Here is a 26,910-nt window from a genome sequence, read left to right on the forward strand (position 1 = left end):
CACTTAATCAAGTGAATTGGTATTTAAATCTTAATAATCATTTAAAACAAACTAAACATCACTGAAGCGATTAATAGTATTGCCATTAGGTAGTTAAATGCTTTTAAGCGCTTTGGGCTGGCAAGCCAGTGTTGTAGCTTTTCGCCAAGTAGTGTCCACGAGCTGACGCACGGCAGGTTTATTAAACCAAATACGAGGCTTACGATTAACACTGAGGTGAGGTTTTTGTCTGGGGCATATAAGCTTACCGCGCTTAATGCCATTGCCCACGCCTTTGGGTTTACCCATTGAAATAGTGCAGCCTGAATAAAAGTAAACGGCTTACTCTCACTACTGGCTTTTTGTTGTGCGTTACTTGTGGCAATTTTAAACGCCAGATAGAGTAAGTAAGCAATACAAAATACTTTTAATATCAAATAGCTTGGTGGAAACAAGTCAAATAGCTGCATGATGCCAAGGCCTACTAAAACCAGCATCAACATAAAGCCAAGCGTCACGCCAAGTAAGTGTGGTGTGGTTCTTTTAAAGCCAAAGTTAGCACCTGAGCTCATCAACATTAAGTTATTTGGCCCTGGGGTAATTGATGACACCAAAGCAAATAATGCCAAGGCTGTTAAAATTTCAAAACTCATCGCTATCTCTCCATTTGAATTTAGATGCAATTATAAGTTGTAATGCGCGCAATTTTTGCGCTTAATGTTGTTGTGTGTATTTAAATTTCACAATCAAAAATGAAAAAAGATAAAATTAACGACAGAATATTGCGTGAGCTTAAGCGCAATGGCCGAATTGCCAATGCCGAGCTGGCAGATAAAGTGGGTTTATCACCTTCGGCATGCCTTCGTAGAGTGCAAGAGCTAGAAAAGCTTGGGGTTATTGCGGGGTATCGGGCGGTTATAAATAATCAGGCTGTTGGCCTAGGATTTATCGCTTATGTTGGGGTTGGTTTAAATGAGCACTCAACAGTATCTCAGCGAGCATTCGAACACGCTCTTGAGTTTATTGATGAAGTAAAAGAGTGCCACAATGTAACTGGCTCGTTTGAATATTTGCTGAGAGTCGAGACGGCGGATCTTAAATCCTATAAAGCGTTTCATGCTGATGTGCTAGGCTCAATACCACAGGTACGTACCATTACAACTCATGTGGTAATGGAATCACCTAAGGACGAACGCGCTTAATAATAGAGTTTGTACCTTTTTTGTTATTAATTTATTGCGAGCTATAAGGCCTTAGTCTAGAATCTTCGCGTTAAAATAATAATATATAAGGAAATTACGTGAAAACGTTAAAGCCTTTTTTGGCGTTTATAGCTTTAGGTTTATTAGCAGGCTGTCAATCGACAACCGAAACAGGTGTATCGATGGCCCGCTTTGAGAGCCCAGAGATCAACAGTGATCCTTTTCATTTTCGTGCAACTGTCGGTACAGATACAAGCAAGATCATTGCGAAAGATACCAGCGAGAGTACATCAACGAGTACAGCGTTAACGACTTCGATGAGTATGACCTTAGGTTATTCGACGGAGCTTACCGTAGGGGTTGGTATTGGTGGCGATCATGATTATGAAAAATACGCTATTAAGCATCAGTTTTATGGCAGCCCTTTAGAATCGGCCGTCGAGAAAAACTTCTCTATGGCCCTCAGCCTAGGCTATATTCGCAGTGAAGATGCGGGGTATGGTCCACTATTAGCGGGTAATTATGATGACGATACCTATGATTGGGATTTGTCGCACGATACTTATGATATTGCACTTATTTCAGGATACCGTTTAAGCTCAAAAGCCTTATTATACGGCAGTGTCTTTTATCAAAAAGGCTCTATTGATGTTAATTATACCCAGATGTATTACCGTACAGAGGAAGGTGATGTATTTTTATCGGGAGCATGTAGTGATACGCCAGAGCAGTGCCTTGATTTTAGTGCTGATTACGATGGTCATAATGCAGGTGTCAGCATTGCACTTGAATATGCATTTACGCATTGGTTCGCTATTACAGGTGAAGCGGTTTATAAATCGATGAACTGGTTTGATCGCAGTGAAAGCGAGACTGCAGCAAATGTAAACTTTGAATTTAGGTTCTAGGTTCAGCTTTTCGAGAAAAAGGCATTAGCAAGCGCTAGTGCCTTTTTTGTAATGATTGTTATAAAAATACATAAGCTGCTGGGAGTAGCATACCGCTAATGACTAATACAGAGCGGCTGCCCCATGGGCTATTTTTACCCTTGATCATAAACAAGCCGCTGATTGCCAAAAACAGCAGCAGCCCAGCAAAAATATCAGAAAAAATCACCCACGAAGCGGTTGTCTCGTTCAAGTGTAAGCGGTTAAATGCTTGAAATACATGACGAGGCTCAATGGCTTCATAGTTTATGATATCTTGATTGAGTTTAAGGCTGAGGTTGTTACCGTTTTTTAAAAACACCTTAAACTCTTGCGGCGACACCCAATAAGAAGCCTTTACCGGCTCGCTTACATCAGCATGGGAGATAATTTGCTCAATCAACAACTCGTCATTATCTAATTGCCAAGTTTCATCGCTCACACTGATTTGCTGGTGGCTTACTTTGTAGTTTGGGTTCCAATCATCTTTGTGGTTCACTGCAATGCCAGAAACCGCAAAGATAATTACTAAACCAACACAAAAGTAACCAATATCGCGGTGTAAGTTTCTGTTTAACTTAAACCAGTTGATACTTGATTTATTACTCAATGATTTCAACTCCGCTCGGTACGAGCTGATAAATAGCCATTGCTTCAGTCACTGAGTTTGCATCAAAGCTTTCGCCGGCTTGCTGCGCTTTGTGAGCAAGTAGCGCTTTAGTGCGGCCAAGGCTAAGCTGAATTTTATCGAGCTTACCAGTTACGATAGCTTTACTGCCTTTAGCCGTCATCGGGAATACCATGTCGCCATCTTCAACTTTGATACGTAAGTTTTCAAAGCGTTTGTCAGATGCAAGCGTCATCCAGCAACCACGTTTTTCGCAAACCCCAGTGATAGTACCTTCCACGGTAATTGGATTTGCAAGGTAATCGTCTGGTGAGGCCATAACCGTCGAAATTTTAATGAGTTTGTCACTGTCGACTGGATTGCCAAACTGTAAGCTAAAGGCGTGTTGGCTAAAGCTTAAAAGCGCCAATGAGAATGCAATAAATATTTTTGATTTTAGGAACATAGCGGTTGCTTCTTGAAATAAAATTAAGCCTTAGTTTAAGCGATTTACTTGTATGATAAAAGCTTAATGAGATTAAAAATGATTTGCAATTATATCAAGCCTAGATCAATTGCTTTTAATGCTGCACGGGTTCTATCACGTACATCTAGCTTTCTGAGAATAAAAGACACTTGATTACGGATAGTCCCTTCAGACTTATAAAGTGCCTCGGCGATTTCACTATTTGAATAGCCTGCAGCGATTAAATTGAGCACTCTAAGCTCGCTTTTACTTAATTTATCAGGAGTTGCTAAAGAAGTATCGGTTGTTTTAGTGGGCTTATTCAAAATTCGCTCGGTGATCGCAGGAGCTAGCGCTGAGCCACCTTTAGCAAGTGTTTCGATGGCGCTGACCAAGCGCTCTAAATTAATATCTTTTAACGCATAACCCTTAGCGCCATAGCGAATACATTCTAGCACTTGTTCACTATCATCAAAGGTCGTGAGTACCAGTACAGGTTGCCTCAGCTGTTGTGCTTGCATACTTTTCAGTACGCCAATACCGTCTAGAATAGGCATGCGAATATCAAGGAGTACAACATCAATAGAATGTTGCTTGAGCATCTCAAGAGCCGTTTGACCATTGTCAGCCTCAGCCACGACTTGAATATTTGCTTTAAGGGCGAGTAAGCTTTTTAAGCCTTCTCTTAATAATGTTTGGTCATCAACGAGTAATACCCTAATCATTTTTTACGCCAAAGTATGTGGATTAAGTTTATGAGGTAACGTTGCAGCAATCGCAAACCCATTATTATTTTGTTCAAACTCGATTGCCCCTCGCACTAAAGCTAAGCGCTCTTGCATGCCTGTTAAGCCATTGCCTAAGTTCAGCTTGGGCATTTCGCCGCCGTTATCATAAATAGTGAGATGCACTGAATCAGCTTGGAGGTCTAAGCTTACCGACAGCTCGGTCGCATCACTGTGCTTAATACAATTCGTAATCGCTTCTTGCACAGTATGAAATAACGTTTGTGCTAATAACGTATCACTTATTTTTATATTTTCATCGTAGTTGAGTGTGACATTTAAGCCTGTAACATGGCTGCACAATGAATTCAGCGATGCATGTAAATCAATGGTTTGGTTTTCTCGCATTGACGAGACAGAGTCACGCACATCATTTAATAACAAGCGGGTAATTTGCTGTGCTTTAGTTATGTGTTTTGGTGCTTCATGGTTAGCACAATGATTGGCGACTTCTAAGTGAATACTGAGTCCTGTAAGGTGGTGGCCAAGGGTATCATGTAAATCTCTGGCAATACGAATACGTTCATCGCGAGTTGCGGTGTCGTTTAAAAGTGCTTGAGTTGCTTTTAATTCACGTAATAAATGGGCTGCTTGTTCTTTGGCTTTACGCTCAGAAATAAGCCGAGTAGCAAAGCGATAGGCAAAGCTATTGTATAAAGTGAAAGCCAACCCGTTGAGCAATACAAATTGCTTATCAAAGCCATAGTGAAGCGTCAGCGCCATCAAAAAGGGCAGGCAAATGAGTAAATAGAGGCTGGCTTTGTTTGGCTCGTAATCGCTGAATTTAACTAAGAAAATGATCAATAGAATTGCAACAAAGCCAATATTAAATAGCCACATCAATAGCACAACATTAGCGATAGTGAAGTTCAAAATACGGGTTTGATAGTGCTTAAGTCGTGATCTGAAAAACTCAAAATAAATTAAAAAAGCAAAAAAGCTTATAAATAACACACTGATCAAAAACGTATTTATTGTACTAAAACTTAGCTGCGCCGATTCTGCTCTTTGCGACCAAGCGTGCAGAGTATAAATAAACACAAACCCCCAGGTGATAGCTGAGAGTATGAAATCGCTTCGATGTATCAACGTTTGCAAGAGTTTGTTCATACGCTTAGTTTAATCCGCAATTATTCGTTTATGTATATGACAAATGTCACGATTAAATATGTGACATTTGCAGCAAGTCAGCCCTAATGGTGAGGCGTTAAACTGCATTAAAACACCAATATAGGGACATTATCATGACCAAACATGAATTTCTGCGAAATAGTCTTTTTTCTTATCTGTTGATCACAGCTTATTGTTTAGCTGCATTATTTGTTGATGATGCCAAGGCCGATGAGCAATCACAGCAATGGCAAATGGAGGTCGGTGCTGCACAATTGGCCATTGATACAGCATGGCGAGATTACGATATTCAAACCATGGTCTTGCCATACTTCAACGCCCGAAAAGGCAACTGGCGCATTGGGCCTAAATATGGCTTAGTGCAATATGCCTTTTTACAAGGCGCAGAATTTGAAGCGTCAATGGGGCTTAGTTTCCGAGATGAAACCTACGATAGCAGTTTAATCTTTAGTGATGAGTTGTCGGATGATGAGGTTTTCACTGACTATAAAGACGGCAAAGGTGAGCTAACCTTCAGAACTCAGCTGCAATATAAACAGCTTTTTGTTCGTTTAGCGCAAGATATTTCGAATCATTCCGATGGACTTACGTTTCTTGCCCGCTATAACCTACCGATTTATGGCCAAGGATTAGGGTTACAGCTAAGTGCTGATCTCGGTTTTTATTGGCAAGATAAAAAATACACTCAATACCTGTATGGCATAGCTAATGGCAATATCGCCCCTGAGTTTGGCAGATATGAATATCAGCCAAGTGCAGCCCTTAACCCATTCACCTCGCTAAACCTGACTTATGTTTTTAATAAGCAGTGGTCTGTTTTTACGAGCTTGCGGTATGAGCAACTTGACTCAACTATCAAAAAAAGCCCGCTAGTGGGAGAAACTGCCAAGCAGCAATTCACTGCAACTATAAATTATCGTTTTTAGAAAAAGGGATGAGCAATGAATTATCTACTGAGATTATGCATTTTACTCTTACTTACTGGTTGTAATAGCGCTGAAGAGGAAGTGTTTGACGAAGACGATTTATACCAAGGTGTCTATGAAAGTGACTATTATGTTTATAACTTTAGCGAGTACCCGGTTGATTTTTATATGATGAACCTACGAAATAACACACCAACAAGCGCAATTTATAAGGAGCAGAACTTCCAACAATCAATCGATGGCTACGGTGGTTTTGAAAAGCTTAACTTTAAGCGGTCTGTGGTCGGAAAGGTTGGCTTTGCAGCTTTTTATGATGCTGAAATAAAAGCTCATCTACAAAAGTGGGTTGTTAGTGATATAGCTAATTATGTGATCATTTATATGGATGGCGAAACGCTGAAACTGGCTTTTTTAGCACGCACTCAGGCTGTAGGTAGTGGTGATTACCCTGTGGTTAGGCTGGTTAGTTTTATCGGCAATACGAACTACAGCTATAAACTTGCTAATAGTGAATTAACTGAAGCAACAGCAACAGCTTATATACCGCTAACTCATTGCGCTAGTGACTTACAAATTGCAGGTTTTGAATTTGATTTTTGTAACTTAGAGCAGCGTGGTTACTTAATTGTGCTGCTACCTAATGAGCAACTAGCAATCATCAAAGAGTAGTGCTTTATGACAATTTCGTGAATATTGTGATAATGTAACTTTTTATCGTTTCATTGCTTTATAATGCCTTTTTTATTTGTATGATAAAGCTGGTTTTTAGCTTGGAGTTAGCATGGTTTCACGTCGAGAATTTTTAGTAGGGGCGGGCACATTGGCCTTTTTAGGATTATCAAAAAGTGCCATAGGTAAAGTGTCGTTAGGTGATTTAAAAACAACGGCTGTGGGCTTTGGTCCGTTAATTCCTGATCCAGATAAATTGCTCGACTTACCTGAGGGCTTTAGTTATCAAGTCGTTTCAAGCCTAGGTGAGAAAATGTCTGATGGGTTTACGGTACCCGATAAAGCCGATGGCATGGGCTGTCTAGCGCTTGGTAATGACCGTGTTGCATTAGTGCGAAACCATGAGCTAAAGCCAAAAGACTTAGCGAAAGCTGAAGCAAGTATTGCCAATCATAAAACGCCGCTGGCTTTTGATACTAACAGTGACGGTGTGGCGTTACCGGGTGGCACGAGTCATATCGTTTATAACTTAAAAACCCATCAAAAAGAGCAAGAGTACTTGTCATTGGTCGGCACTATTCGTAATTGTTCTGGTGGTATTACGCCATGGGGCACCTGGCTTACGTGCGAAGAAACCACAGATACCAAAGCTGATGGATTTAACCAAGACCATGGTTATATTTTTGAAGTACCCGCAAATAGCAAAGGCTTAATTAAACCTGAGCCATTAAAAGCCATGGGTCGATTTAATCACGAAGCGGCTGCCGTTGATCCGCGCACCGGCATTGTTTATTTAACTGAAGATAAAGGTGATAGTGTCTTTTATCGTTTTATTCCAAATGAATATGGCAAGCTGCATAAAGGCGGGCAATTACAAGCTATGGTGGTAAAAGGTAAGCCACAATTCGATAGCCGTAACTGGAATAATAAAGCTATGGGGCTACATCAAGAGCGTGAGGTTGAGTGGGTCAATCTAGATAACCCTGAAAGCCCGAAAGACGACCTGCGCCTGCGCGGATACAAACAAGGTGCGGCACTATTTGCTCGCGGTGAAGGTATTCACTGGGGAGATAAAGAGCTTTATTTCTGCTGTACCAATGGCGGTAAAAAACAACTTGGTCAGGTTATGAAATATCAGCCATCAGAATTTGAGGGCACAGATAAAGAAGCACAGCAACCAGGTAAAATCTCGTTGTTTGTAGAAAGTACTAGTAAAACCCTCTACAACTTTGGCGATAACCTAACCGTGTCACCTAATGGTCACTTAATTGTCTGTGAAGACCAATACACCGATGTGGTTGATAATCATCTTCGCGGTGTGACACCACAAGGGCAAGTTTATAATTTTGCCCGTTTAGTGGCGCAAACCGAGCTGGCAGGTGCCTGTTTTTCACCAGATGGTAGCACTTTATTTGTGAACGTTTACTCACCGTCAAAAACACTTGCTATAACAGGCCCATGGCATCAGTTTAGTGTTTAGTTAAAGCCTATTTAAAATAGCCACTGCGAAGTGGCTATTTTTGTACCACGAAAATTTATGTTCCTCTTTTTATAATCAGCTGTTCTAGTTAGAATCACTTTGTTTTACAGGAAAAAATAATAAAACGAAAACGGAGTTGATATGTCTGTTACTGAGCAGAGTCGAGAGCAAGTTAAAGCAAAACTAGTTAAGCAAAGTCCACTTGCAGCCGCAATCGGCGTAGCTTGCTGGAGTATCCCAATCATTATTTTATGGATCACAGTATTTTCAATTAAAAGTGCTATTGGGCCTGTAATGTTAGTGATTAGCGGCGTACTCGTTGGCCTAGCCGTTCGTATTCATGGGCGTGGCTATGATCGTATCTTTTCAGTTATTTCACTTATTGCATACCTATCTGTAATCGCTGTTGCGCTCAGCTCAGAGGTTTTGATCAGTGGTACATTGTCTTTATCAATTTATGCTTTGTTATTTGCACTTGGCTCTTGGTCAGCAGCATTTATTGCACGTAAAAGCATTCCATTTATTGACCATAAGTTATTTGCTGAGGTGTATGAATCCGGTGAGCTGGCAGGGTATAAAAAAATTAAAAATCATTGGTTGGTAGTATTACCGAGTACCCTAATTGCTACATCATGTTTGAGTTTTGCAGGCGCCGTTGGTGCCTTTGCTCACCAGCAGTATTTGTCTATTGAAAAACAGGTAGAACAAGAGCAACATCAAGCTGCTAAGTTTAGAGCAAAACATATTCCGACAGATGATGAGTTTCTTGCAACCTTGTCTGACAAAAAAGCATTTAGCTATGCTTTTGCCTATTATTCCGGTCGTCACTTTGATGAACGAGGCGTTTATCAAGGGAATTTTCCGCAAGATACATTTAAATCAGAAACTATTTTACGTTATCTAGTTGAACATAAAAATGAACCTAGAGCGCAATTTATTCTGGGAAGAATGCTTGCTTTTGAGCGTGGTGAAGCACTCATGGCAAGCTCAAGACAGAGCGGTGATCAGTTCGCTCGGTTATATGACATTTATCAATTCGGTTGCCATATAGATGCAAAGCAAGGACGTACGCTATTGCAAAGCTTTAAAAAGCTCGTAACAGAGCAGTCGGTGATCATCGATATTCAGCAAATGCAGAGTAATGATTTTCGTGATTATTGCGACATTCTAGATGACACCGAATTTGATTACCGTTATATCCGTGATTACAAAAGCTAATCCCCAAGCTCACTAATTATTAGTAACGGAAAGTTCTTTGCCGAGCGGGGCTGCCAATCTGCAAACTCAATATTGCTGACATTCAGTGTATTGAGTGCTTTTTTTGAGTAGCTCCAGCCTCTGGCTTTTTGTGCCACAGCTGCACGCTTTAGCTCTTCAGATAAACCAATGGTTAGCAAGTCATGCTTAACACCGCGTTTTGCATAAAAGGCTTTTTCACGAGCCACGGCTTTTGCGATTATTTTATCGTAATGAGTGCGTAAAGCCTGCCACTTGGTTGTTTTTTCTGGCTCTTTTAAATGGCTTACCATGGCATCAATATCGCTATCTCGCCAGCGAGCTGAAGCGGCATCGCCGTGCCAACCGACAATGGCGTTCTTAGCTATGGTGGTAGGGTTTCCTGCAAGCAATACGTAATTAGCACACGACGAAAAGCAAAATTGTTTTATATGAACTTTTAAATTATGCGCTAAAATTAATTCGGCGAGGTCCATACCTAAATCAACGTTTCCGCCACCACTGGTAATTTGTATGCTGTTTATGCTTGGTTGCTCAGCCAAAAGCTGTGCAACATGTTGATTGTTTTTGGCACTAATTTCGCCCTGATAAATAATGCGCTGCTCGCTTAGTGACACACCGGCAAAGCTTAACCAAGGGATAATTAAAAACAGACTAAAAAATACACGCAACATAAAACGCTAACCTTATAAATTGTATGATAATTCTATCATGCTTTTAGGGTTTTTTAGCGGCTTTTTTGGCGCTGACTTTAGCTGCGTGTTTAGCAATCCACTTAGTCATTTTTTTCATTAAAGCGGGCGGAAAATCATGACCCATACCAGGCACAACTTTTAACTTACTGCGCTTTATTAACAGTGCGGTGTTGATACCCGCAGACAGTGGCATAACAGGATCAGCGCTGCCATGAATTACTAATGTGGGGGCTTTAATCTTTTTTAGTAATTGCTCGCGATAAGGCGTTGCGGCAATGGCTGCAAGCTGACGTTTAAAGCCTGTTTGATTCGTGTGGGCCCGCTCAATATAGCGTTCTGCGTTGGCGTATAAAGCGTGTTCATCTTGTGGGTAGGCTGGGCTGCCAATGAGTTGGTTGAGCCTAACATTGTAATCAATCGCGGCTTCTTTATTACTGCTTCGGGGGCGTATTTTAGCGAGCTTTACTAGCAGATTAATGTTTGAACCCGAAAACGATAACGGCGAGCTACTCGACATAATTGAAGTTAAGCTCAGCACACGTTTTTTATACTTTGCCGCGGCAATTTGCGCAATCATGCCACCCATCGAAGCCCCCACTAAGTGCGCTTTTTTGATAGCAAGTGCATCCATTAATTCTTTTACATCGCGAGCCATGTCATCGAGCGAATAGGGCAGCTTTGAGCGAATGGGCAATCGGCGGCTAAGCCAATGCTTTACGAGACTCGGCTTGCCTAACTCATCTAACGATGAGGATAGCCCTGCATCACGATTATCAAAACGAATAACCCGAAAGCCTTTTTCTACCAAGCCAAAATATAGCGACTCTGGCCAAACGGTAAATTGAGCACCTAAGCCAATAATTAAAATGATCACCGGCGCATTACTATCGCCTTCATCTTGATAACTAATACAGATACCGCTGGCTGTAAGGATATGTTCCATAGACTAACAAATAAGCTTACGCAGGTATCATCAGCTTAGTGTGTGAAGTTGGCAGTTTAGTGACAGTAAAAAGAATACTGACAGTAGGAGTAATAGTGTAGTTAGAAAAATAGACAGCACATGACTGCATGCTGTCTATTTTCAGGGAGTTTTCTTAGAAGTAAGCAGTAACGCCAATCCAGAAATTACGGCCTTTATCTTTAACGTTGTAGTCGTCTGTGAATGTGACTTCGCTAACTACACCGCGACCTGTTAGGTATTCATACTCACCATCGCCATTTAGGTCGGTATAGCTTGTGCTATATGAGGTGAAATCTTCGTCTAGTAGGTTGTTTACACGGGCATTGATTTGCACGTACTCATTTACATAAAACTGCGCACCTAAATTAAGTAGGTTGTAGTTTTTGTAATACAGCGCTTTATCGTGCACGTTATCCCAACCGCGGTAACGGTCTGAACGATATACACCTTGTAGGTATAAGTTCATAAAGTCAGTCGCTTCCCAGTTTAGGGTAAGGTTTGCCATGTGCTCAGCTGAGTTAGTTAATGGTTGACCTTGTTCAGGACCGCTCTTTTGTTCGCTATCAGTCCACGTGTAGTTACCGTTAACAGACACTGTTTTAGTGATTGTGTATTGACCAGCAATTTCAACACCTTGAAGGTCTACTTCGTCGATATTGATCTTTTGGCTGTAGCTATCGTAGCCAAGTTGATCGTACTGACCTAAGTTCACACAAGGGCGTACATCGTTAGTTTGTTCACAGCTTAAAATAGTGTCGCCGCGGGCAATTTTATCTTCAAACTTGGTGTTGTAGTAAGTCACATTAATGTTGTGATCGCCATCAAGCGAAGTCCAATAAAGTGCAACTTCAGAGTTCACACTGGTTTCTGGTTCTAAATCTGGGTTACCCGCAAATGGGCTTGTGCCCTGACCACCAAATCCGGTGATACCGTCGTAAAGATCGGTGGTTTGCGGCGTTTTATAACCTGTACTCACACCACCTTTTAAGGTCCAAGTGTCAGAGAGGTTATATACACCGTAAACGCGCGGTGATACTTGGCTGCCAAATACATCATGGTCATCGTAACGAGCACCCAATGTAAAGGTGAAGTTGTCAGTTGCCATCCAGTTATCTTCGGCAAAGATTGAGTACATGTTTTGCTCTTGCACTCGACCTGCTTGGTCACTTTCAAGGCCAAATACGCCGTCTTTTAATTCACCGTCGATAAGCTGACCACCAATTGCTAGGTTATGGCTACCAAAGCTGCCCGTGATAGGAATATCAAAGCGTAAGTCATAGGTATATTGGCTGCTTTCAAGTGGGCGAGCAGGGCGCGGTAAGAATGTTTCTTCGGCTAAGTCTTTACGTGCTTGTTCGTCCATTCCCTCGTATTCGCCTGTACCATCGTACATAGCTTGTAGCTCTAATCGCTCGCTTACACTCAGTGGTAAAGTACGGCCATTGTTTTGCGTATCAACATAAGATACAGAGGCCTTAACCGTTGCCCAATTAAGTTCACCATCGTAGCTGAGTGACCACCATTCACGGTCAAACTCTTGGTCTGCCGCATAACCTGCGCGCGGGTTTACTTGGCCGCGGCGGTCTTGCCAAATTGATTCAATGTTATCTTTAGTACCAAGCGGGTAAGTAATGGTGCCTGATTCGATGTCGTAGCTTGGCGTGTTGTCGTACACTTGGCTTGAGTTATCGTAATCAAAACGTAAATGATGCGACTCAAACGGTGTATAAGTTAAAGTAAAACCATACTGCTCGTTTGTATTATCAACGGTACGACCGCCACTACCAAAACCTAATGAACGAGCATGTACAACACCATTAGGATCGGTTGCTGGTTCAAATGTTGGCGATGATGCTTGTTGCTCGTAAACGCTGCCGCGTACACCTAAGCTTAATACGTCTTTGATAAGCGGACCCATCACACTAAAGTCAGTGGTAATGTCATCACCAAAATCATCGTTTTGTTGTAATGAACGGCTAAAAGATACTGCACCACTCCAGCTGTCTGTGTGCTTTTTAGTGATGATATTAATTACACCACCCAGCGCATCTGCACCATAAAGTGTTGATGCAGGACCGCGAATTACTTCAACTCGCTCAATCGCATCAACCGGTGGTACGTGGTTAAACGCGTTGCCACCAAAATTGTTTGGGTAAATGTCGCCATGGTTATTTTGGCGTTTACCATCAATAAGTAACAGGGTGTATTCACCTGTTAAACCACGCATACTTACACTGCCTTGGCCTGTTTTATCACGAGTTGTGCCAATGTCGATACCTTCTAAATACTGCACAGCATCAAGTACTGAGGTGAAGGCATGAGACTTAATATCTTCATTGGTGATGATCGAAATACTTGCAGGTGCTTCGGTAACTTTTTGCTCAAAACCTGTTGCAGTGATAACTAATCGTTCAATATCTTGTTTCGGCTTAGCGTCATCAGCAAAGGCTGAAAAATGTGTTGCTATGGCAAGTGCCAGTAAGCTTGGTTTTATTGATTTCATTGTAGGTTTCCAGTTCTTTTTGTAGGTTATCCCTTTGAGGAACGCTGCGTATACTACACAAATGAAAAATACAATCAATAACTATTCTTATTTAGATTAATCTTTTTCAAGTTGGCTTAACATTATTCACAATTAAGTTGCGTTTGTTTTTTAGCTAATTAATACCAACCCGCTTAATTAAGTAGTCTATTTTGAGGCAATAAAACCTCGTTGATAGCAAGGCAAAAATTTCGTTATTTAGTTGTTCTAAATGAGAAATTTTTAACGCAGTTAGCGACAGGTTTAATCCCTCAAAATGATTAAGTATTATTGCGGGTTGGTATAACACGCTGTTACAAACAAGTTTTAGATTAAATACCCAAGGCAGATTCAGTTCCTGTATAGTGTTTTAATCATCATCATAAAAATTAAAATAATGAATTCAGATATCTCTTTAGCGCGCTTTAAGCAGTTTCCTGTGCTTATGTGGATCTTCTTATTTGGCTCGTTTATTACCCGTGGCAGCTATTACATGGTGTGGCCATTTCTTGCGGTGATCTTGTATGAAAAGTTTGCTTTATCGGCGACAGAAGTTGGTTTGGTACTTACCAGTGCAGCCGTGATTTCTGTGTTTACCAGTTTTATTGGCAGTAGCCTCTCAGATAAAGTGGGCCGGCATACGCTGATGTACATTACCGGCGTGTTGTATATTATTTCTTTCTCGCTGTTGGCTGAGGTAGAAACCGTGGCCGGTTATGTGATTGTGATGACCTTATGCTCGATTGCGACTGCACTTTGGCGACCACTAACCAGTGCGGCAATTGGCGATATTATTGATGATGCACAAACTCGTGAGTTGGCCATGCAGTCGCTGTACTTTATTGTTAATGTGGGCTGTGCGGTGGGCCCATTAGCCGGAGTATGGCTAGGTTTAACCGGTGAGCAGTCGAGCTTTTATATTACCGCAGGGGCATTTGCTATTTTATTGGTGCTGCTTGTTTGGGGCTTTAATTTTAGTGATAAAGCTGCAAAAAATACTGCCGCAATCGACGAGCCTGAAGAGAAAAAACCAGCTATACAGGGCAAGCAAATCTTACGTATTTTATTTGCAGATAAACTGCTGCAATGTTTAATTTTAGCCAATATTTTGTGCATGTTTATTTATGCGCAAATGGATAGTTCACTCATACAATACCTAACTCGTGCAGAGGCACCCGACCTACTTGCATTGATTTCTGCGCTTATATTTACCAATGCGATAGTGATCATTTCAAGTCAATTTCTGCTGTTAAAAATGATGGCGCGATTTAGCCTAACGGTACGAATACAAATTGGTTTGGTGCTATTAATGGTGTCGCAGTTTTGGCTCGCACTTAATCCAATCGATTTATTCTGGGGCTGGATAGGTGCGATAGTGGTGATGAGCTTGGCCGAAACCATTTTGTTTCCGACGATGAACGTTCACCTTGATAGGCTCGCACCATCACACTTACGTGGAGCCTACTTTGGCGCGGCTTCGTTTTATGATTTAGGGTTTGCTTTAGCACCACTCGGTGGTGGTTTAATTTTAGATTATTACGATGGCCCAACCTTATTCTTAGTAGCGGGAGGGCTTTGCCTTGTGGTGATTTACTTATACGCCATACTCGAAAAGTTACCCAGACCCGATTTTGCAAACCCAAGCTCGTAACCCTTAAATAGCCCCTTTATGGGGCTTTTTACGCTTTAACAATTAATGACAGTGATATCAATTTACGTATTTTTTCCGAGATAATAGTTTGTAGTATCGGCTTATAATGTTAAAAAATTGTTTACCATACCGATAAGAACTCAATGAACGCACCTTACTCTTTGTGCAAACGCTCGCTATTATGCTCGGCTGTATTGCTAACACTTGCTGCTTGTGGCGGCTCAGGCTCAGATGAAAAACAAACAACAACCCCTCCTGTAACTGAAACACCACAAAATCAAGCGCCGCAAATCAGCGGTCAATCACAGACTTTACGTGTTGGTGAAACCTTGAGTTTTAGCCCTGAAGTCTCTGATCCAGATAATGACCCACTTACTTTGTCTGTAACAAACTTACCAAGTTGGCTAAGTTTTAATGAAGCCTCAGCAAGTATCAGTGGCACGCCTGAGCAAGTAGGTAAGTATGCAAACATTGAGTTTACGGTCACTGATGGGCAGCTCTCTGCACAGCTTTTGATTGATATTAATGTAGAAGCCAAACTTATTGAAAATACACCGGCAACGCTCACGTCTACCCCATCAGATAGCAATGAAGGCCAAGCTTATACTTACCAGCTAACATTTACTGATGCACAAAATGACACTGTGGTAGTAAGTGAAGTTAGTAAACCTGATTGGCTTAGCTTTGATGCGACTAACCTTAGTTTTAGCGGCACGCCCTTGTTTGCGAATACGGGCGAACAGCAAATTCGTTTTCGTTATTCAGATGGCGAAGTGACGCAGCAGGCAGAGCAAACATTTAACATCGCTACCAGAGCAAACTCAGCGCCTGTGGTGTCTCCACTGAGTAGTGAAGCACGTGCTGAGCAGGCTTTGAGTGTGCAGTTAATCAGCACCGATGCAGACAACGATGAAGTGAGCTTAACCGTAACAGGTTTACCTACGTGGCTAAGTTTTGATGAGCAAACTAGCATCTTATCTGGCACCGCGAGTAATGAAGACCTTGGTGAACATAAACTCACAATCACAGCCTCTGATTCACGTGTACAGGCAAGCTTTGAGTTTGTGTTAAACATCACCCAAAGTTATGTGGCCGAGGCACTCGAAACTGGCAATGCGCTGGTTGTTCCAAACAGTGAGTTGCTACTTGATGCGACCATTAATGAAATTGATACCCACAAAGCGCGCTTTCAAAGCATTAAAAATAGCTTATTTGGTTTTGGCTCAAGCTCCGCTCTTGATGAATTAAGCTGGTATCCAACATGGGATGCAACGTTATTAAATGCCACTTATCCATTCAATGAGCCAGTTCTACTTACCAACAATAGTTGGCAAGATGGTTACGAGACAAAAGTCAGAAACCTTGCAGTTGTCGGTACTAGTGATGGGGAGCAGGGCCGTTACTTAGTATTTGGTAGTAACCCATATCGAAATACTATTAACGAGCAAATGACTCAGTTTTTGAAAAACAGCACCACATGGTTAGCTGGTAGAGAAATAACCACAGAGCAGCCACTTAAACTTGTATTAGCGCAACTTGATCAAAGCTATTACTTTCAAGATAGGAGCAAAACGCGAGAATGGTTTAATAGTCAATATGAAGGCATGGTGAGCTATAACGACAATACAAGTTGTGACAACGACGCTTTAGCGGCGTGTTTAACAACTGACACGGATGTACTGATTATCTCTCAGCATGAGCGTGAAGGATTAAATATTGATAATGTTGTAGCTGCAGTAAAGCAAGCGCAAGCAAATGATATAGCGGTGATCTATATTCAGCGTGATGGTAGCCAAACTGCACTAGGTAGAGCGTTATTTGAATTACTCCATGTGAGTGTTGCAGGTGATAACTATTGGCACCGATTAGAATTGGCACAGTGGAACCCAATTGCTATTAACGACAGCTTGCCAACCGATGCGCAAACTATTAAAGACTTACTTAGTCGCTTTAAAAGCAGCGAATTTAGTGTTGATTTAAGTGCATGTGATAATCGTAGTTGCCCAGCTGAAAGCCAATATCAGCAACAGTTTAGTGATGCGGCAACTATCATTAATTCGGTTTTTAGAGGTTTTGACCAAGCGAAAACAGATATCTTTACAGAGCAGGGCTATCGCTTTTATCAGTTACTGGCGCTGCTTGCAGATCATTATCGCCAAGTTGTAAGCTTCCCGATGGATAAGCTAAGCACTGATAATACAAGCTTCTTTCGTGCCCTGTTTACTGATCATGCGGTATTAAATATACGTAAAGTTAACCCACTTCAAGTTGATATGGGTAATTTCAGCCGTAGTGATTTTAGTCATGTAACACCTAAAACCGTCACCGTGAATATGCAGAGTAAGGCGTATTTTCGCTCAACGGGTGTGTATGCCTTGCCGGGGCAAACGTTTGCTATTAAACGCACCGATAATCAAGCAGTGAATACCAAGGTGTTTGTTAATACTCTGCGCGATGGCGCAACACATTACATGAGCAGTAATGGCTATAATCGACCCGCTAAATTGCAGTCGGTTCATGTGCCTATAGAGACAAATGAAACGGTTTATTTTACGTCACCTTATGGTGGGCCAATTCAAATTGAGTTTGATCAAAATGATTTAGATGTCAGCTTTGAATTTAGCAATGTAGGGGAGCACCCGTATTGGCGTAGCAGCAGTGATGATGAGCGCTTTGCTGAGTTGCTTGAAAAAGGTGACTATGATTGGGCCGAGGTCGCAACCGGTGGCTTTGAAGTGCATTCAAAGCTCGAGAAAATGCGTATTTCAATTAACGATGGTTATTGGCCTGTAGCGTCTGACTTCGCCCATGCAGTAGAGCGTTATACCCATAACTATCCGCATGTACTTGCTGGTTTCAAAGGGCCGGGCATCGATGTGGTTAGCGAAATTCATGACTTTGCGAGTGAACGCAATATTGAAGTACAAACAATTGATATTGTAAAACATATGAATGCAGACCAACCGACCTGTGGTTGGGGCTGTTCTGGTAATCCGTATGACGCAGGTTGGAATTTTAATCCAACTGGGCATGGCGATATCCATGAATTAGGACATGGACTTGAAAGAGGGCGCTTCCGTATCGAAGGGTTTGGTGGCCATTCAAATACCAACTTTTACTCCTACTACAGTAAGTCGAAGTTTGAAGATGAAACCGGCTTTTCGGCATCGTGCCAAAACTTGCCATTCGAGAACTTGTTTGATCATTTACAAGCCAGTAAACAAAGCGCAGATGCATTTGCTTATATGCAAGATTTAGCAATGTCTCAGTGGTCGCAAAGCCACGCTATTTATTTACAAATTATGATGGCCGCACAGGCACACAATAAGCTTGAAAACGGCTGGCATTTATACCCTCGCTTACACATTTTGGAGCGTGCGTTTAATCAAGCTGATAACAGCGAGACTAATTGGCTGGCACAAAAAGATGCACTTGGCTTTTCAAGCTACAGCTTGTCGGAGGCACAAAGCATAGGCAACAATGATTGGTTATTAATAGCGCTTTCAGAAGCAACCGAGCTCGATTTGAGCAACTATTTCAGCATGTGGGGCATGGCAACGTCAGACAAAGCAAAACAGCAGGTTAAAGCGAAAAACTACACGGTATTAGGTGATGTTTACTATGCCTCATCTGCCACAGGTTATTGCACCACGTTAAATCAAACAGAGGTTGCAATAGATGGCGCGCAAAGCTGGCCTGAATAATACACCGCTATGTTAAGTTGATTGGTATTTATATTTAAAACGCCAGCGAAAGATTTCGCTGGCGTTTTTACCATTAGATTAGTGAAATTAGCTACAACTGCTACCTTTATAACTCACACATTAAACGTTGAGGTGTAACATGGCTGTTTCTGCAATCCCAAAAGGTTTCCATGCGGTAACCCCGTATTTGGTTATTGAAGGTGCCACTAAGGCGATAGAGTTCTACAAACACGCTTTTGCTGCTGAACTTGTAATGCAAATGCCTCTGCCTGATGGTGGGGTGGCGCATGCTGAAATAAAAATAGCCGACTCTCATATTATGCTTTCTGATAATTGCCCTGATGTGCAATTTAAGTCGCCGCAACAACTTGGCGGTACACCGGTGAGCATTATGCTGTATGTTGAAGATGTCGATGCTGTTTTTGCTAAAGCTTTGTCGCTTGGGGCAAAAGAGCTACGCCCAGTACATGACCAATTTTATGGTGATAGGTCAGGGACTTTAGAAGACCCTTTTGGTCACATTTGGACTATAGGCACACACAAAGAAGACCTAACCGAACAAGAACTTATGCAGCGCATGGGCGAGCTTATGAGTAAAGAGCAAGATGCTTAAAAAGTGGTTTCAACCGACATTCCTATTTGCCATGAATCAACGTCTTGGTAACTGCCCAGAGGCGTACTAAAGTCGATATGGATCACATTGTCGTTACTTGAGCGCGATGAATATAGGCGAATACCAACGCCTGCACTGGTTAGCATTGAATCTGAAATATTCGCAGTTTCAGTGCTGCCAAAAGCTTGGCCTACATCAACAAAGCCAACAAAGCCTACATCTACAAACTGATACAGATTGATGTTAGGGTACATTCTTAGTTCAGCCGTCGCTTGTACGCTTGAAGTACCATGTTGGTAACTTTCTGGGAAGCCACGCATGCCTTCTTCACCGCCAACAGCCAGTGGTTTATCAGCAAACTCATGGTTTTGCCAATGACCATTTAGATGCGCATAAAAGGCAAATGAGTCTGACCAGCGATAGTTCATTTGTGCTTTTGAATAAAGCGCTAAACGGTCATCAAGCTCAGTTCCGACATTGCCTTTCATTCCAGCGGCAAATCGATACAAGGTGTTATTGTTGAACCACGCTTTGGTAAGATTTGTATCAAATAAAAAGCCTTGGCCAAAATTTACGGTATCGATGGCAAACTTTGAATTTAGCTCCCAACCGAGGTTAACGTCTTCGTTGTGGTTTATTAGGTCAATATCGTGCAATACGGCGTAATTGTCTTCTAGCCAATGTAATCCGACCCAAGGCGCTGCAATGGTGTAATCGTTAAGACCGTCAAGCAAAGGTTCTGTTTCAAAAGGGCGGTAACTAATATCTTGGTAATCAATCCCGGCAAGCCAGTGAAAGGTTTGCTGACTGTCTTGCGATAAAATTCCGCCGTAAGCAAACTGGGCGATTAATTCATCGGTAAAGAACTCTGAATGGGTCATACCATTTTGATAGATATAACTTTTTTGCTTTTGTGATTTAGCAAAGTAGCGCATTAGTGCGTCACTGCTGCGTTGATAAAAAGGCTGATGATAATCCACTAAAAAGACTTGCCCGTCATCGTAATCATCAGCTTGTAAAGTGAGGGTTGCATGAGGCTGCCAAGGCACTGGCATTTGCAGCACTGAGTGGTAGCCTGAGCGTTCATGATCTGATTTGTACTTTAATGATGCGCGAATACCGTAGCCTAAAAAGTTTTCTTCTTTAAAGCCTAAGCTGTATTTATTATTGCCGCTACTACGGCCAAAATTAATGGTTGGCAATAAACTCCAGGTATCCCAGGTATCGATTTGCACCACGCGGGGTTCATCTTCAAGGCAATCTTTTGTATAGCTAACCTTGGCATCTCTTAAGTATTTTTTGCTGCGCAGAATACGCTCAGCTTCTTGTAGCTGACGCTCACTGACTTGGTCACCTTCTTTAAAGGTTATTTGCTCACTAACAACTTTGTTTTTGGTATCTATGTGCAGCCAGTTTATAAAGCGATGTAGGGCGGTTGTTTCAGGGTCATTTGGATCGAAAATCGTATGGGTATCAATGTTGAGTTTATCAACCGTGATGTCTTTGTCTTCACTTAATTCTGCAGTGGTTTTGCTTTTTACTTCACAAACCACATCTAAGCTTAAAGGCTCGTTTGCATAAACAGTCCCTGTAGCAGTGCATGTTATTAATAAAACAGGTGTTATTTTATTCATCATTTTATGCCTACTAAATACCAAGGAGACGCAGCATGTTTGGCTTTATCAACCTTTAAATTCTTTACAGTTATCAGCATAAAATCGCTAACTTAAGAAAAACTTAACTAAAACTTAAACTTCATTGAAGATTGTAAGTGCATGATTAATAAACGTTATGCTAACTAACTGTGGCGAAGTTAATCGATAAATAGCTGACTTACGTATGATTTCTTAAGGTTTCTAATAGAGTAAATAATGAAAAAGCGTGTTTTATATTGGCTGCAAAATGATTTACGCCTAGTCGACAATGAAATTCTATCTGAGTTAGCTGATTTTGATGGCGAGCTTGATTTAGTGTTTGTGATTGAGCCGCGCTGGTTTAGGCAAACTAACTATCAATCAAAACCGTATGGCACGCATAGACACCATTTTTTACGTGAAAGCCTAGCAGCATTTGCACAAGCTGTTGAGAAGCTTGGGCAAACACTCCATGTGCTAAGTGGTGAGCCTGAGCAAGTAATCAGTCAGCGATTACAAAAGTACGATATTGAAACTTTGGTTTGTACCGAGCAAGTTGGCGTTTATGAGCAAAAACAGCTCGATAAAATCAAAGAGTTATGCCCAGAAGTGACAGTGAAAACTTATCAACAAGATACCTTGTTTAAAGCAACGGACTTGCCTTTTCAGCTTGATGATCTACCTAAAAACTTTACTGCCTTTCGCAAAAAGGTAGAAGCTGAGCCAACCTTTATAGCAGCGCCACAACAAGCTGCTAGTTACTTACCTCACCCAGTTCAGCTATGCCCTGAGCAAACTATAGATGATGTTCCTGTTCACTCAGGAAGTTTTAAAGGTGGCTTAGTTGCAGCCCAACAGCATTGTAATGCGTACTTTTCATCTCAGGCGCCGAGCAGTTATAAAGAAACACGCAATGAGTTAGACGGCTTTAGTAACAGTACTAAGTTCAGTGTATGGCTCGCTGGTGGCACAATTAGCGCAAAACAGCTATACCGAGAAGTTGAAGTGTATGAGCTACAAAACGGTGCGAATGAGTCGAGCTATTGGATAAAGTTTGAATTGCTGTGGCGCGAATATTTTAAGTGGCATGCAACGCAGGCTGGCGCAACACTCTTCCAGTTTAAAGGGCAAAAGCACAGTGCACCGCTGACGACTTTTAATAGCCAGCGCTTTAATGCGTGGTGCCAAGGTCGCACGCCGTTTGCTTTGGTAAATGCAATAATGCATGAGCTTAATGCGACAGGCTATATCTCTAACCGCTCGCGGCAAATTGCGGCAAGTTGTTTAGTTAACGAGCTTGAACTGGATTGGCGCTATGGTGCAGCGTATTTCGAACAGCAACTCATTGATTACGACGTGGCTGCAAACTGGGGTAATTGGCAATATATTGCGGGTGTCGGTGTTGACCCCAGAGGCGGTCGACATTTTCATATTAATAAGCAAACAGCCCTTTATGATCCTCTGGCGCGTTACATTCGAAAATGGCAAGGAGATCAAAGCATCGTAAGCACAATCGACAGTGTTGATGAGGTGGATTGGCCAAAAATGTAATAGCCTGCGTTAGATCAATATTCTTCACGGATTTTTAGTGTTTTTTTATTTTGTTAACTAAAATAATGATAAAGGCTTACCTTTATTGTTGGTGAGCTAGTTAACAAGGCTAATTATGGCATTTAGTGAAGGGTATGATGCGATTAAATCGCAGCTTGGATTAGACATTGCTCAGCTAATTCTCGACAGTGGGGATGCGGGTATCTGGCTTTGGAATGTACAAACAGGCGAAACCATTTTTAATGATAAGTGGGCCGATATTATCGGTTATTCACTGCAAGAATTATTGCCAGTTTCAATTGAAACTTGGCTCAGCTTTGCTCACCCTGACGACCTGTCAAAATCGGAACAGTTATTAAACGCTCACTTTAAAGGTGACTCTGAGCGCTATATTTGCGAAGCACGAATGAAGCATAAACAAGGGCACTGGGTTAAAGTGCTCGATAAAGGCAAAGTGCAAAGTTGGGATGAAAATGGCAACCCGCAGTGGATGTTAGGCGTTCATATCGATATTACTGAACAGTGGTTAAAAGAGCGTGAAATTGAGTTTTTACATGCTAAGTTGCAAAAATTTACTGATAACTTACCGGGGTTTGTTTATCAGTATGTGGTCGAAAATGATGGCACCGCATATTTCCCTTTTGCCAGCTCCAAAGTCTTCAACATTTATGGCTGCACGGCAGAGGATATAAAAAAGTCTGCTGATTTAATGATGCATATTATCCATCCAAATGACTTAAAGCGCGTTATAAAAAGCATTGAAAAATCGCGAGTCGAATTATGCGAGTGGCATGAGGTATATAGAGTTAATCATCCAACTAAAGGTGTGATTTGGGTTGAAGGAAAATCCTCACCTATTGCCCGTGCTAATGGCAGTGTTGAGTGGAATGGTTATTCAGAAGATGTCACTGAAGAAGTTAAAAGCAACGAAAAAATACAGCTGCTTACTGCGGTATTTACCACAACAAGTCGTGGTATATTGATCACCACCCCTGAGCCTAAAATTGTGGATGTTAACCCTGCTTTTGAGCAAATTACAGGCTTTTGTAAGGCAGAAGTGCTTGATAAAAACCCATCTATACTTTCAGCTAAGCAGCAACCCACAGAGTTCTTTGAATTGATGTGGGAGCGTTTAATACGCAATGGGCGCTGGCAAGGTGAAATATGGAACAAGCGCAAAACCGGTGAAGTTTTTCCTGAGTTGTTAACCATAGATGCCATGTATGACGAACATGGCCAAGTGAGTCATTACATTGGTGCATTTGATGATATTTCGCAGGCAGTAGAAAAGCGCCAACTGCTTGATGAATTAGTCAATCAAGATCCACTGACTAAGCTGTTAAATCGGCGTGGTTTAGATATTCAGTTACACTCATTTTCTCATCATGCGGCGAATGAAGGTAACCAGTTCTCGTTGATTTATGTCGACCTTGATAACTTTAAACTGGTGAACGATACCTTTGGTCACGAGCAGGGCGATAATCTACTTCTAGAAATCAGTGAGCAGCTTTCACTTCAGCTGCGTGATAAAGACATATTAGCGCGCATTGGTGGCGATGAGTTTGTGATTGTGTTGCCAACGTTAGCAAAACTCTCTGTTTGCCAAGACATTGCTGGACGCTGCCAAAAAGCAGTTGAAGGCGTAGCAAAGCGCTACGCAACCAAAGTGCCTGTGAGTGCTAGTTTTGGTATCGCGCTTTACCCAGAGGATGGTAAAAATGCCAAAGAGTTACTCGCCACTGCTGACGAGCAAATGTACAAGATGAAGCTTAAACATAAAGCATCACCACTCGGTTGATATTTCGACACTCGGCAATTTATTTAAAAGCGGAAGTAAAGCACGCTCTTTGCGTAAGTCTTTGCGCTCGTTTTCTAAATCTCTTCGTTCTCGATAAAGCGCTTTTTGCTGGCCATTATCAAGTTGATTGCTGTTAAGCTCAGCACGAATATCTTTTAGGCGGCGGTCAATGTCGTCAATTCGGTCATCAATGTATATCAGTCTTTGCTGTACTTGATATCTGTCGTTACCTTCTTGCCATGCTTTACGAAACGCTGTGCTGTTACAAACGCCATTGTAAGATGCCCCTTGCATACCAAGAGTAAAGCCATTTTCGGGCTCACAATACACTGTCAGACCTTGATCGTATCCCACTTTATATTCAGCAATATCGGCACTTACGCCATATTCGCTGCATTGTGATAAGGCATCGATGCCATCACGATACTCAGTGCCATCTGCACCATGTTTATAACCAATACTATGCCAATTGGCTTGTAAACATTCATCTTTACTGACTGAGGTACAGCCTGCTAATACGATTAATGGCAGTAGAGGAAGTGTCCATTTTCTCATTAAAGTCTCAGCTTAAATTATTAATAACTGACTTGATTCTAGCCTGTAATATTATTTTTTAGAAAGTAGTTTTTGTATTTCATAATAATGCCCTCAGATGAGGACATTGTGACTATCAATTACCACTGACAGAACCGCTGAGCTATGCGAATATTTGGCTGCGCATTTTTTAGGTGAGCTAACTGTAATAAGCATAACGCGGTAAAGTGACTGCGTTTGATCAATTGATGGCGGTCAAAGCGCATGATCTCGTACCACAGCTTAAACAGCTCGCCAAAACGCATCAGATTGTTATTGTTAAACTGCCACTGTGATTGGTAATTTACCTTGATAGGGCAAGGCATATGACCCGGATAGGCTTGCCATGGTGCAAGCATAGCTCGTGGGTAACTGGTTTTTAGCCAGCGCTGATAAAAGCGGTGTTTACGTACATATTCAGCAGGGACAGCTAAAGGATATTGTAGTACCTTCCACGAATAAAACGGATGGAAGAACTCCATTTTAAACTCGCAAACTTGCTCGTTCGGAATGCTCAAATGATGGTGTTGATCATTGAGTAGTAAAAACAATTGGAATGCTTTTTCGAGTGGTAATTCAGCCAAGGGTTTAAAACTAAGTTTTAGGTTATCAATTAGTTTTTGTTGCAGCATAGACGCATTATGTACCACTGACTTTGGCAAATAAGCGTACTGCTGATCTAAATAAGCTTGAATGAGCTTATCAAGATTGTTTTCTTTTGCCGCATCATAAATAGCGTCGCCATAAAATACGGCACCTAAGCCAACACTGCCACCATTACCAGACCAACTAATTTGTGGTCTTGAAACGGTTTTATATTCATTGTGATGTGCTTTGCGCCAGTATTTGCCAAGGCGCTGCTCAACAGAGAGCGTTTGCGTGTCGCGTACTTGCACAACTTCAAGTTTAAGGGCATTTTGCGAAGCATATTGTTTTGCGCAGTAGAGATCTTGGCTATCTGATTGCGAAAAATTAAACGACTTAAGCTCAACACCTTGGCGTAATAGCTCGCAGTTAATTAACCGTGAATCAAGGCCGCCAGACAAGGTGCTCAGCACTTTTTTATCGGTGTGCATCGCTTTTGTTACCACACTGCGAAAAGCCTGAGTAACGCCTTCAATTGCATCGGTCACCTCTCGGTTTTGTTTGGCAAGGGCGACCCAATCAAAGTAACGCTGTTTTACCACGCCGTGGCTGGCATCGAAACGTAATATTTCGCCTGGGTATGAGCATTTAATGTTTTTGTAAGGCGTGTGATCTAATAGCGGGTAACCAAGCACAGCAAGCTCTGTGAGTGCTTCGGCATCGCTTTCAAGCTCAATACTCAGCTGTTTAAATATCCCCAAGTTGGTTGAAAACAGTAAGCCTTGCGCCGTTTTTAAGGTGTAAAACGGTTTTAAGCCAAGTGGGTCGGTGGCAAGTACTAAGCTGCCTAATTGGCTATTAAACTGGCAAAAGCTAAATACCCCTTCACATTGCTGTAAGCAAGTGTTGAGCGAAGCTGTATTGGCCATGGTTTTTAAATCATCACAGCGCGAGCTGCTCAGTAAAGGGTGACCAATCAGCGTTGCAATTTGCGACTCAGTTTGCAACCAACTCGCTTGTTGGTAAGCATCAAAGTCATAGTGAAAAATAGCTCCATTATCGCAATCAAAGCGCTGAACATCTGCTTTTTTATAGCGATTAAATACATCAGCTAGTTGATTAATATAATGAAATTCTGTTTTGCCTAATTCATTGAATTGGATATAACCTGCGATAACAGCCATGTTAACCACCTTTTCGTTTGCTAACTTACA

Annotated in this window: 22 protein-coding genes; 11 read left to right on the forward strand and 11 right to left on the reverse strand. The window is 41.7% G+C overall.

Translation table 11 applies throughout. The features are described from left to right. Positions 1-41 precede the first annotated feature (41 nt). Entirely contained in the window at positions 42-632 is a 591-nt protein-coding gene (locus tag WA256_RS01175; protein WP_055198399.1) for a LysE family translocator, read from the reverse strand. A gap of 99 nt (positions 633-731) precedes the next feature. Between WA256_RS01175 and WA256_RS01180 the strand changes: the two genes are divergently transcribed. After that, the gene (locus WA256_RS01180) at positions 732-1,181 is read left to right on the forward strand and encodes an Lrp/AsnC family transcriptional regulator (protein ID WP_062565028.1); all 450 of its coding nucleotides are present in this window, start codon (positions 732-734) and stop codon (positions 1,179-1,181) included. Between the two features lie 98 nt (positions 1,182-1,279). Beyond that, on the forward strand, positions 1,280-2,089 hold the full coding sequence (locus WA256_RS01185) for a hypothetical protein (RefSeq protein ID WP_335988417.1): 810 nt from the start codon (positions 1,280-1,282) through the stop codon (positions 2,087-2,089). A 58-nt stretch (positions 2,090-2,147) separates the two neighbouring features. On the opposite strand, the gene WA256_RS01190 is transcribed toward WA256_RS01185, so the two are convergent. The 4 genes from WA256_RS01190 to WA256_RS01205 form a co-directional block, all read right to left on the reverse strand. Continuing rightward, positions 2,148-2,717 (reverse strand): PepSY-associated TM helix domain-containing protein, encoded by a 570-nt coding sequence (locus WA256_RS01190; RefSeq protein WP_054561184.1) that lies wholly within the window; start codon positions 2,715-2,717, stop codon positions 2,148-2,150. Continuing rightward, on the reverse strand, positions 2,710-3,180 hold the full coding sequence (locus tag WA256_RS01195) for a DUF4920 domain-containing protein (RefSeq protein ID WP_138625090.1): 471 nt from the start codon (positions 3,178-3,180) through the stop codon (positions 2,710-2,712). The genes WA256_RS01190 and WA256_RS01195 overlap by 8 nt, the downstream gene beginning before the upstream one ends. 89 nt (positions 3,181-3,269) lie before the next feature. After that, complete coding sequence (locus WA256_RS01200; protein WP_054560701.1) at positions 3,270-3,905, reverse strand: response regulator; 636 nt, start codon at positions 3,903-3,905, stop codon at positions 3,270-3,272. Between the two features lie 3 nt (positions 3,906-3,908). After that, a complete protein-coding gene (locus WA256_RS01205; protein ID WP_160316759.1) occupies positions 3,909-4,805 on the reverse strand; it encodes a sensor histidine kinase in 897 nt (298 codons plus the stop codon). A 404-nt stretch (positions 4,806-5,209) separates the two neighbouring features. Here WA256_RS01205 and WA256_RS01210 point away from each other — a divergent pair, with 404 nt between their 5' ends. The 4 genes from WA256_RS01210 (at position 5,210) to WA256_RS01225 (ending at position 9,389) form a co-directional block, all read left to right on the forward strand. After that, a complete protein-coding gene (locus WA256_RS01210; protein ID WP_063700417.1) occupies positions 5,210-6,022 on the forward strand; it encodes a MipA/OmpV family protein in 813 nt (270 codons plus the stop codon). Positions 6,023-6,037: 15 nt separating this feature from the next. After that, entirely contained in the window at positions 6,038-6,691 is a 654-nt protein-coding gene (locus WA256_RS01215) for a hypothetical protein (protein WP_304637458.1), read from the forward strand. A 112-nt stretch (positions 6,692-6,803) separates the two neighbouring features. Then, entirely contained in the window at positions 6,804-8,171 is a 1,368-nt protein-coding gene (locus WA256_RS01220) for an alkaline phosphatase PhoX (RefSeq protein WP_335988426.1), read from the forward strand. 141 nt (positions 8,172-8,312) lie between these two features. Then, positions 8,313-9,389: a hypothetical protein gene (locus WA256_RS01225; RefSeq protein WP_130166915.1), complete on the forward strand. Its 1,077-nt coding sequence runs from the start codon at positions 8,313-8,315 to the stop codon at positions 9,387-9,389. Here the strand turns inward: WA256_RS01225 and WA256_RS01230 are convergent. From WA256_RS01230 to WA256_RS01240, 3 genes are all read right to left on the reverse strand, one after another. After that, entirely contained in the window at positions 9,386-10,081 is a 696-nt protein-coding gene (locus WA256_RS01230) for an ATP-dependent Clp protease proteolytic subunit (protein WP_269407488.1), read from the reverse strand. The genes WA256_RS01225 and WA256_RS01230 overlap by 4 nt on opposite strands. A 43-nt stretch (positions 10,082-10,124) precedes the next feature. Next, positions 10,125-11,045, reverse strand: a complete 921-nt coding sequence (locus WA256_RS01235) for an alpha/beta fold hydrolase (RefSeq protein ID WP_335988429.1) — start codon at positions 11,043-11,045, stop codon at positions 10,125-10,127. A 154-nt stretch (positions 11,046-11,199) separates the two neighbouring features. Further along, entirely contained in the window at positions 11,200-13,569 is a 2,370-nt protein-coding gene (locus tag WA256_RS01240) for a TonB-dependent receptor domain-containing protein (protein WP_335988430.1), read from the reverse strand. Between the two features lie 415 nt (positions 13,570-13,984). Here WA256_RS01240 and WA256_RS01245 point away from each other — a divergent pair, with 415 nt between their 5' ends. The 3 genes from WA256_RS01245 to WA256_RS01255 all read left to right on the forward strand — a co-directional run bounded on the left by WA256_RS01245 (position 13,985) and on the right by WA256_RS01255 (position 19,555). Next, entirely contained in the window at positions 13,985-15,238 is a 1,254-nt protein-coding gene (locus WA256_RS01245; RefSeq protein WP_335988432.1) for an MFS transporter, read from the forward strand. 143 nt (positions 15,239-15,381) lie between these two features. Beyond that, positions 15,382-18,942 (forward strand): ImpA family metalloprotease, encoded by a 3,561-nt coding sequence (locus tag WA256_RS01250; protein WP_335988434.1) that lies wholly within the window; start codon positions 15,382-15,384, stop codon positions 18,940-18,942. A gap of 139 nt (positions 18,943-19,081) precedes the next feature. Then, the gene (locus WA256_RS01255) at positions 19,082-19,555 is read left to right on the forward strand and encodes a VOC family protein (RefSeq protein ID WP_335988436.1); all 474 of its coding nucleotides are present in this window, start codon (positions 19,082-19,084) and stop codon (positions 19,553-19,555) included. Here the strand turns inward: WA256_RS01255 and WA256_RS01260 are convergent. Beyond that, positions 19,552-21,192 carry a hypothetical protein gene (locus tag WA256_RS01260; RefSeq protein WP_130166922.1) on the reverse strand — a complete coding sequence of 547 codons (1,641 nt, stop codon included), beginning with the start codon at positions 21,190-21,192 and terminating at the stop codon, positions 19,552-19,554. The genes WA256_RS01255 and WA256_RS01260 overlap by 4 nt on opposite strands. A gap of 234 nt (positions 21,193-21,426) precedes the next feature. On the opposite strand from WA256_RS01260, the gene WA256_RS01265 reads away from it, so the two are divergent. Beyond that, positions 21,427-22,740, forward strand: coding sequence for a DASH family cryptochrome (locus tag WA256_RS01265; RefSeq protein ID WP_130166923.1), 1,314 nt, complete (start codon positions 21,427-21,429; stop codon positions 22,738-22,740). A gap of 115 nt (positions 22,741-22,855) precedes the next feature. Further along, positions 22,856-24,538, forward strand: coding sequence for a sensor domain-containing diguanylate cyclase (locus WA256_RS01270; RefSeq protein WP_335988441.1), 1,683 nt, complete (start codon positions 22,856-22,858; stop codon positions 24,536-24,538). On the opposite strand, the gene WA256_RS01275 is transcribed toward WA256_RS01270, so the two are convergent. Together WA256_RS01275 and WA256_RS01280 are read right to left on the reverse strand one after the other, a co-directional pair. Further along, the gene (locus WA256_RS01275) at positions 24,524-25,093 is read right to left on the reverse strand and encodes a DUF2799 domain-containing protein (RefSeq protein ID WP_335988443.1); all 570 of its coding nucleotides are present in this window, start codon (positions 25,091-25,093) and stop codon (positions 24,524-24,526) included. The genes WA256_RS01270 and WA256_RS01275 overlap by 15 nt on opposite strands. A 119-nt stretch (positions 25,094-25,212) precedes the next feature. After that, positions 25,213-26,880: an asparagine synthase-related protein gene (locus tag WA256_RS01280; protein WP_335988445.1), complete on the reverse strand. Its 1,668-nt coding sequence runs from the start codon at positions 26,878-26,880 to the stop codon at positions 25,213-25,215. Positions 26,881-26,910: the final 30 nt, after the last annotated feature.

Source organism: Pseudoalteromonas sp. CH_XMU1449-3, from assembly GCF_037027245.1.
GTDB classification, from domain to species: domain Bacteria; phylum Pseudomonadota; class Gammaproteobacteria; order Enterobacterales; family Alteromonadaceae; genus Pseudoalteromonas; species Pseudoalteromonas shioyasakiensis.

Bases quoted from the DNA above. Each gene is read 5' to 3' on its own strand.
- WA256_RS01205 (WP_160316759.1), bottom strand. From the start codon at position 4,805: ATGTGGCTATTTAATATTGGCTTTGTTGCAATTCTATTGATCATTTTC.
- WA256_RS01180 (WP_062565028.1), top strand. From the start codon at position 732: ATGAAAAAAGATAAAATTAACGACAGAATATTGCGTGAGCTTAAGCGC.
- WA256_RS01240 (WP_335988430.1), bottom strand. From the start codon at position 13,569: ATGAAATCAATAAAACCAAGCTTACTGGCACTTGCCATAGCAACACAT.
- WA256_RS01245 (WP_335988432.1), top strand. From the start codon at position 13,985: ATGAATTCAGATATCTCTTTAGCGCGCTTTAAGCAGTTTCCTGTGCTT.
- WA256_RS01275 (WP_335988443.1), bottom strand. From the start codon at position 25,093: ATGAGAAAATGGACACTTCCTCTACTGCCATTAATCGTATTAGCAGGC.
- WA256_RS01220 (WP_335988426.1), top strand. From the start codon at position 6,804: ATGGTTTCACGTCGAGAATTTTTAGTAGGGGCGGGCACATTGGCCTTT.
- WA256_RS01270 (WP_335988441.1), top strand. From the start codon at position 22,856: ATGGCATTTAGTGAAGGGTATGATGCGATTAAATCGCAGCTTGGATTA.
- WA256_RS01215 (WP_304637458.1), top strand. From the start codon at position 6,038: ATGAATTATCTACTGAGATTATGCATTTTACTCTTACTTACTGGTTGT.
- WA256_RS01250 (WP_335988434.1), top strand. From the start codon at position 15,382: ATGAACGCACCTTACTCTTTGTGCAAACGCTCGCTATTATGCTCGGCT.
- WA256_RS01280 (WP_335988445.1), bottom strand. From the start codon at position 26,880: ATGGCTGTTATCGCAGGTTATATCCAATTCAATGAATTAGGCAAAACA.
- WA256_RS01235 (WP_335988429.1), bottom strand. From the start codon at position 11,045: ATGGAACATATCCTTACAGCCAGCGGTATCTGTATTAGTTATCAAGAT.
- WA256_RS01255 (WP_335988436.1), top strand. From the start codon at position 19,082: ATGGCTGTTTCTGCAATCCCAAAAGGTTTCCATGCGGTAACCCCGTAT.
- WA256_RS01265 (WP_130166923.1), top strand. From the start codon at position 21,427: ATGAAAAAGCGTGTTTTATATTGGCTGCAAAATGATTTACGCCTAGTC.
- WA256_RS01225 (WP_130166915.1), top strand. From the start codon at position 8,313: ATGTCTGTTACTGAGCAGAGTCGAGAGCAAGTTAAAGCAAAACTAGTT.
- WA256_RS01260 (WP_130166922.1), bottom strand. From the start codon at position 21,192: ATGATGAATAAAATAACACCTGTTTTATTAATAACATGCACTGCTACA.
- WA256_RS01200 (WP_054560701.1), bottom strand. From the start codon at position 3,905: ATGATTAGGGTATTACTCGTTGATGACCAAACATTATTAAGAGAAGGC.
- WA256_RS01175 (WP_055198399.1), bottom strand. From the start codon at position 632: ATGAGTTTTGAAATTTTAACAGCCTTGGCATTATTTGCTTTGGTGTCA.
- WA256_RS01195 (WP_138625090.1), bottom strand. From the start codon at position 3,180: ATGTTCCTAAAATCAAAAATATTTATTGCATTCTCATTGGCGCTTTTA.
- WA256_RS01230 (WP_269407488.1), bottom strand. From the start codon at position 10,081: ATGTTGCGTGTATTTTTTAGTCTGTTTTTAATTATCCCTTGGTTAAGC.
- WA256_RS01210 (WP_063700417.1), top strand. From the start codon at position 5,210: ATGACCAAACATGAATTTCTGCGAAATAGTCTTTTTTCTTATCTGTTG.